General features: G+C 68.9%; 8 protein-coding genes. 5 read left to right on the forward strand and 3 right to left on the reverse strand.

The genetic code is table 11. From position 1 onward, the window contains the following. The 4 genes from AC08OT_RS17690 to AC08OT_RS17705 all read left to right on the forward strand — a co-directional run. On the forward strand, positions 1–190 hold a 190-nt coding region (locus AC08OT_RS17690), incomplete at its 5' end, for an IS3 family transposase (protein WP_476603060.1). Positions 191–1,066: 876 nt separating this feature from the next. After that, positions 1,067–2,353, forward strand: a complete 1,287-nt coding sequence (locus AC08OT_RS17695; protein WP_476594182.1) for an aminotransferase class V-fold PLP-dependent enzyme — start codon at positions 1,067–1,069, stop codon at positions 2,351–2,353. Between the two features lie 414 nt (positions 2,354–2,767). Beyond that, positions 2,768–3,016, forward strand: coding sequence for an antitoxin (locus tag AC08OT_RS17700; RefSeq protein ID WP_462203775.1), 249 nt, complete (start codon positions 2,768–2,770; stop codon positions 3,014–3,016). After that, entirely contained in the window at positions 3,013–3,423 is a 411-nt protein-coding gene (locus tag AC08OT_RS17705; protein WP_476596259.1) for a PIN domain-containing protein, read from the forward strand. The genes AC08OT_RS17700 and AC08OT_RS17705 overlap by 4 nt, the downstream gene beginning before the upstream one ends. Positions 3,424–3,484: 61 nt before the next feature. On the opposite strand, the gene AC08OT_RS17710 is transcribed toward AC08OT_RS17705, so the two are convergent. Next, complete coding sequence (locus tag AC08OT_RS17710) at positions 3,485–4,024, reverse strand: helix-turn-helix domain-containing protein (RefSeq protein WP_476603062.1); 540 nt, start codon at positions 4,022–4,024, stop codon at positions 3,485–3,487. Here AC08OT_RS17710 and AC08OT_RS17715 point away from each other — a divergent pair. After that, positions 3,991–4,680 carry a response regulator gene (locus AC08OT_RS17715; protein ID WP_476594180.1) on the forward strand — a complete coding sequence of 230 codons (690 nt, stop codon included), beginning with the start codon at positions 3,991–3,993 and terminating at the stop codon, positions 4,678–4,680. The genes AC08OT_RS17710 and AC08OT_RS17715 overlap by 34 nt on opposite strands. Positions 4,681–4,980: 300 nt before the next feature. Here the strand turns inward: AC08OT_RS17715 and AC08OT_RS17720 are convergent, their stop codons facing one another. Together AC08OT_RS17720 and AC08OT_RS17725 are read right to left on the reverse strand one after the other, a co-directional pair. Continuing rightward, positions 4,981–5,847 carry a hypothetical protein gene (locus AC08OT_RS17720; RefSeq protein ID WP_476596258.1) on the reverse strand — a complete coding sequence of 289 codons (867 nt, stop codon included), beginning with the start codon at positions 5,845–5,847 and terminating at the stop codon, positions 4,981–4,983. Between the two features lie 229 nt (positions 5,848–6,076). Further along, the coding region (locus tag AC08OT_RS17725; protein ID WP_476603061.1) for a hypothetical protein at positions 6,077–6,413 on the reverse strand (337 nt) is incomplete at its 5' end.

A 6,413-nucleotide genomic window follows, 5' to 3' on the forward strand; every position in this document is an offset into this window, starting at 1 on the left:
GTTCTGGGCGACCCTGAAGAAGGAGTTCGTCCACCTCCACGCCTTCGCCGGCCTGAAACAGCTCCGCGCCGGCATCTTCGACTACGTCGAGACGTACTACAACCGCAGAAGGATACATTCCACGATCAATTACATGACGCCCGTCGAGTACGAGGCCGAGTTTGACAGGGAGCACCCACAAGCCGCATAATGAAACTGTCTACTAAATCGGGAACGCTCCAGATCCTCACCATCCGCAGCGACGGACACACCCACCGGGCCGCCAGCGACTCCGACTACTACCTCACCGGCCGGATGCGCTGCCCGCAATGCGCCAAGGCGATGCTCGGCTCCAATGTCGGGGGACGCAACCGCACTTACCGCTACTACACCTGCTTCACTCGCCTGCGCTACAGCCGCGACCGCTGCGACGCCCTCGACCACACCATCCTCACCGCACTCGCCGCCTTCTACCGCGACCACCAGCAGCTCATCGCCGACGCCGTCCACCACGCCCGCCAACGCCACCGCACCGGCGAACTCGCCACCGTCCAGACCGACCTCACCCAGACCGACCAGGCCATCGACCGCTACCTGTCCGCCTTCGAGCGCGGCACCCTCGACGAAGAAACCCTCGCCACCCGACTCGCCACGCTGCGCACCAAGCAGAAGCAGCTCCGCCGCCGCCACACCGAACTCAGCGCCCAGATCGACGACGAACCCGTCATGCCCCCACGCGCCACCCTCCAGAAGATCGCAAACCACATCGATACGATCATCGAGGTCGGCACCGACCTTCAGCGCAAGGCCCTCGTCGAAGCCCTCATCCACGAAGTCAAGATCCTCGGCCCCGGGCGGCTCCAGCCGGTCTTCAAAGTCCCCAGACCCGAGCCGACCGAGGCCGCCGCAGCCGCCCTACCAGCCACAACGCCCCCGAAAGGAGCGGTTCGTACAATGCCAAACATGGTGGGGCGGGTGGGGCTCGCACCCACGACCGACGGAAACACCGTCGCAGCCACGACGTCCACACCGTCGGCGCACCGCCGGCACGGTGCCGCAAGTGTCGTCGAGGTGTCACCCTGTTCCCGTGGACACACCGTCGATCCATCAGCCCAGCCAGCGCCGACTCACCGACAGCGACGATCCCGGGCCGAACGACGATCCCGAGCAGCTCCGGCTCTTCCACCGCTGGCGTGCGGCTCGGTCACCGTCGTCGGTGGTTCATCTCGACTCGGCCGGCGCGGCCCGCCCCAGTCGGGCCACGATCGCGGCCGAGACCGCGTACCTGGAGAGCGAGAGCGAACTCGGCGCGTACGCCGCCGAGGTGGAGGCAGGCAGCGGGCTCCACGCCACGCGGGCCAGGCTCGTCAGCCTGATGGGCCCGGGACTCGACGCTGATGACCTGAGCTTCCACCACTCGGCGAGCGCGGCTTTCGCCACCCTGCTGATGGCCTGGCGGCTCCCCGCCGGGGCGAGGATCGGCGTGGTACCGAGCGAGTACGGGTCCAACATGCTCGTACTCGCCGCCCGGGCGCTGCGCACCGCGGTCTCGCTGGTCGATCTTCCCGTCGACGAGACCGGGGTCATCGACGTCGAGACCGTCGACCGGGCCGGAGTGGCCTGCGCCGATGCACCCGGGCGCATCGGTCTCGCCGACCTCGACCTCGTGGTGTTTCCGCAGGTGCCAAGCCAACGGGGCATCGTTCAGCCGGCAGCCGCGATCGGTGCGCGCTGCGCGGCCGAAGGCGTCCCCCTGGTACTCGACGTGGCGCAGTCCCTCGGCCAGGTCGAGGTGAGCCAGACCGCGGCCAGCGCCTATATCGGAACGTCGAGAAAATGGCTCTGCGGGCCACGAGGAGCAGGATTTCTCGCCGTCCGGAAAGGCAGCGTCGATCTTCTTGATATCGCCGTGCCGAGCCTGCACAGCGCACGCTTCGACCGCAACGACCGTCCGGTTCCTCTCCCCGGACTGGCCCGGCTCGGGATAGGCGAGGCGGCGACCGTGTCCCGCATCGGCCTGGGGCAGGCCGTCACGGAACTGATGGATTCCGGCCCGTCACGTGTCTTCGCCCGCATCGCACGGCTGGCCGGTCAGGGAAGGCACCTTCTCGACGGGGCCGGCGGCTGGCGGGTGCGCGAGGACCCAGATTCGCCATGCGGCATCATCACCATGCAACCGCCCCCCGGCACCGATCCGGTGGCCGTCCGGGACCGGCTCTACCGAGAAGACCGGGTGCTCGCCAGTGCCATCCCCGTGGAGCGCTCCCGGGATCTCACCGGGCCGGTCCTCCGCGCGAGCGCGCACGTCTATACCGATCCGGCGGAGTTCGAAAGGCTGGCCATGGGGCTCGAGCGCATCGCCTACGATCGTTGACGTCTCGGCGGCCACCTGCCCGCAGGCCGACCAGCTCATCCAGGCGGCCAGCCCTGTCTTTCGGTCGATCGGTGACCGAGGGTTATCATGTTTCAGATCGTAGATCTGTCCCGGTCCTGTCGGCTCATCCTGGGCTGATGTTGCGGAACCGGAATGCGATAAATGCTGGTTCCTGGCGCAGCCGTTCGTAGCCAGTGGGGTCGCGGTCGCGAAGGGCGGGGATGGGCTGCGGCTCGACGAGGCGGTCCAATCTGACGCCCGACCAGCCAGCGTATCTTCGGCTATCGTCGCCCTCGTACGTGCCGCTAGCACCGCCGCCTCATGCCACAGCGTGCCCGCGCTACCGCCATCTGACCGAGTCGGCAGCGGACACCTGGTATATACTATCGATAGCTATCATAGGCGGGAAGCGTTGTGGCGGACACGGCGATCGCGAGGCTCTTCATGCACGGCAGGAGCCAGGCAGTGCGGCTCCCGAAGGAGTTCCGGCTGCCCGGTGACCGGGTGCGCGTCCGGCGTATGGGAGACGGCGTGCTGCTGGAGCCGATCGCGTCCGATGTCGATGCCTGGTTCACCGAGCTGGACCGTTTCGCGGACGTGCCGCTGTTCGAGGACGGCAGGAACCAGCCGCCGACGCCCGCCGGGGAGGACTTCTTCGGATGAGCTACCTCCTGGACACCAACACTGTGGTCGCGCTGCTGCGGAACAAGCCCGCCGGCGTGCGGGAACGGTACCGGGAGGCCGAAGCGTCCGAGGATTATCTCGCGCTCTCGTCGGTCGTCTTGTTCGAGCTGTGGTATGGCGTGGCGAAGAGCGCTCAGGTGCCGGAGAACACCGAGCGCCTGCGGATACTGCTCTCCGGTGACCTGGACCTGCTTGACTTCGATGACGAGGACTCCCGTACTGCCGGCGAGGTGCGCGCCGCCCTGGAGAAGGCCGGGACGCCGATTGGCGCCTACGATCTGTTGATCGCCGGGCAGGCACTGCGGCGCGGGCTGACAGTCGTTACGGCGAACACCTCGGAGTTCAGCCGGGTCACCGGCGTGAGCTGGGAGGACTGGACGAGCTAGCCGTCGTCGGCGCCCGCTGAATTTCACCGGCTCATGTCGGACAGGCGTGCCAGAACGTCTCCTACGCTGCGGAGCGAGGGATGACGCGGACGTCGAGGTCGGCGTCGAGTGCCTCGGCGAGCCGTTCCAGCGCCGGGAGTGTCGGTACGGTGCCGCCGGCCTCGAACCGTGCCACCGCCGACTGCGTCATGCCCGCCGCGCCGGCCAGCTCAGCCTGGCTCCAGGCGCGCCGCTGGCGCAGCGCCCATTGCCCGCGCCGACGCCGACGAACTCGCCACGAGCCGCTAGCACGTCCGAGCAGCGCTCGGACGTGGACGGCCGATGATCTATGATCGTCTTCTGATGGACGTGTCCCCTCGTGACACTCGCCACGCTGGGCCCTCCCTATGCTCCACCAGCCACCCGGTGGGGATCTGCTGAAATGGTTGGCGTCGCTGGGTGCGGTGTCCCCGACGCACCCAGCGATCGGTGGGGCCCCGCGCTCCGCCAGCGGGCACCAACGCCCGTACGGCCTGACGAGGTCTGTCGCCTCGTGGCCGGCAAGTCCGGGAGAACGACTGGACCAGCATGAGCGTAGCGAACGGAACTGCAGTACCCGCAGTACCTGGCGCCATCACCGTGGCGGCAGTGGACGATCACCCGATCGTGCTTCGCGGCCTGGCGGACCTCCTTCACGACGTCGAGGACTTCAGGCTGATCGGCACCGCTCACTCCATCGAAGCCCTGCTGGCCGGCCCGGGGCACGGCGCCCAGGTGATCCTGCTCGATCTCGATCTCGGCGATGGCACCGCGCCGCCCCATAACATCCAGAGGCTGCTCGCGGTGGACCGCGCGGTCGTGGTTTTCAGCGCCGCGGCGGCTCCCGCGACGGTTCGCGACGCGATGCGCGCCGGCGCGTCGGGCTTCGTCCCGAAGACCGACGACATCGAGGATCTGGCCACCGCGATCCGCGCCACCGCCGCGGGAACGGGGTGGATCTCGCCGCAGCTGGCATTCCTGCTGCTCACCGATGACGCCCCGGACAAACCGGGCCTGTCGCCCAAAGAAGTAGAAGCACTGCGTCTCTATGCGACCGGAATGCCCATGAAGACGGTTGCCCACAAGATGAACGTCTCTCCGGAAACGGCGAAGCAGTACATCGATCGGGTCCGATCGAAGTACCGCAAGGCCGGGCGGGACGCGAGCACCAAGGTCGACCTCTACAAACTCGCAGTGGAAGACGGCCATCTCAATCCCGGTGCCGAGGGAACGGCCTGACCCCGCCACCAGAGTGATCACGAGGACGTGGACCCGGCGCGCGCCCTCACGCCACCCCCCGCACAGCGGGAGAGCGCGCGCCCGATCAAGGAACGGAACACCTCGGCGGACATCCCCTGGCCCGGCGGCCTGTCCTCCCTGCGTCCCCTTGACTCCCCCGTGTTTCCTTGACCAGGAACATCCTCGCGGACAATGACGATTCGGTCATGACCCACATCCACCGAATCCGTTATCCCCCAGCAAGGGGTCAGCGGAAGGACGTGGGAGCACGACCACCGGGACCGGATCGATGCGGACGGGTCACCCTCGAAGGGGCTTCGTCCTCAGCTGGAGCAGCACCGCCCCGATCAGGGCGAGGAGGCCGGCGCCGAGGCACACCGTGATCCCCGCCTGTGGACGGATCGAGATCGCATCCGCGGAAATCGCGCGGAACGAGGCGAGGGTCGGCGGCCCGTAGATGCGGTCCAGAGCGGTGATAATCACGATCAGGACCGCGATGATTCGGGCGAGGGCGACGTCGATCGCACCGGCAAGCGGCCGACGCACCAACCGTCCCACCCCGATGGCACCGAGCATGACCGCCAGGACACCGATGGTGCGCCCGTCTCCGACCACGAGACCGCTGAACGTACGTGTCTCGTCGCCGCTGGACATCTCGCTCCACGGCAGGACGGAGCCGATGCCGGCTCCGACGGCCGCCAGCACCACCATCAGCGCGGCGACCGGCCGGGACGGGGCGACCGGCCGGGGCGCGGTGATCGGTGGGAAATCGGGACTTTCCACGGCCTCATCGGCACGCCGGGCCGCAAAACCGCCGTTCGCCGGGGCCGAACCGGCGAGGTGGTCGCGAGACGCGGCCGGCGTCGGTTGTTCGGACGGCGTCGACGGACGATGCGTCTCGGGCAAGGCCTGCGGACGCGGGACAACCGGCCGCGGCCCCGGGTCAGCACGCCGTTCCTGATCCTCCAGGTCATGGTCGTCACCCGCGCCCCGGTTCCGCCCGGGGTATGCCTGCAGCCGGCGGTCGAAGGCCGGGCCAGGATAGGAGTCGGGATAGGAACCAGGATAGGAGTTGGGATAGGAATAGGCATCGGTCACCGGCTCGCCGCCCTGCCGCGCGCCGGAGACCGGTAGGGGCCACGCCTCGTCCCTCGTGCCGGAGGGCACCGGATCCGGCTCGGGATCAGGTCTGAGCTGTCGGCGCACCTGCATGGTCGGCGGGTCGGCAGAACGCGACGCCCGTGGACCACCACGATCATGATCGAGTACGTGGTCATCCCCGTCGGTACGGGCGGGCGGCCGACGCCCGGCCGCGGCCTCCAGGGGATCCCTGCCAGGTTCTCGATAATCCCGGACGGGAACGGGCGCCGGCACTCCTCGCGACCGAGGACCCTCCTCAACGCCGGGAACGGATGGCACCCTGGCGCCGGAACCGGCGGACCCGGCGGAGGTCCTCGAGACGTCGCGCTCGAACCACGCGGGTCGGGACGGTGCCGGTGCTGGCGTCGGTGCCGACGCTGGCGTTGGCGTTGGCGGTCGAGCCCGGGTCGGCGCCGGTGCCGGTGGTCGAGCCCGGGTCGGCGCCGGTGCCGGCAGCTGCGCGGAGGCCGGCGGTAGGGAGACCGGCGGTGGGGAGGCACTCGTACGGCCGGGCGTCGAACGCGCGGTTCCGGCCGAGCTGACCGGATTCCCCGTGCGACTCGGGGGAGGCGGTGCCGCTGCCGGAGTGGGCG

The organism is Frankia sp. CgJB1 (assembly GCF_977947065.1).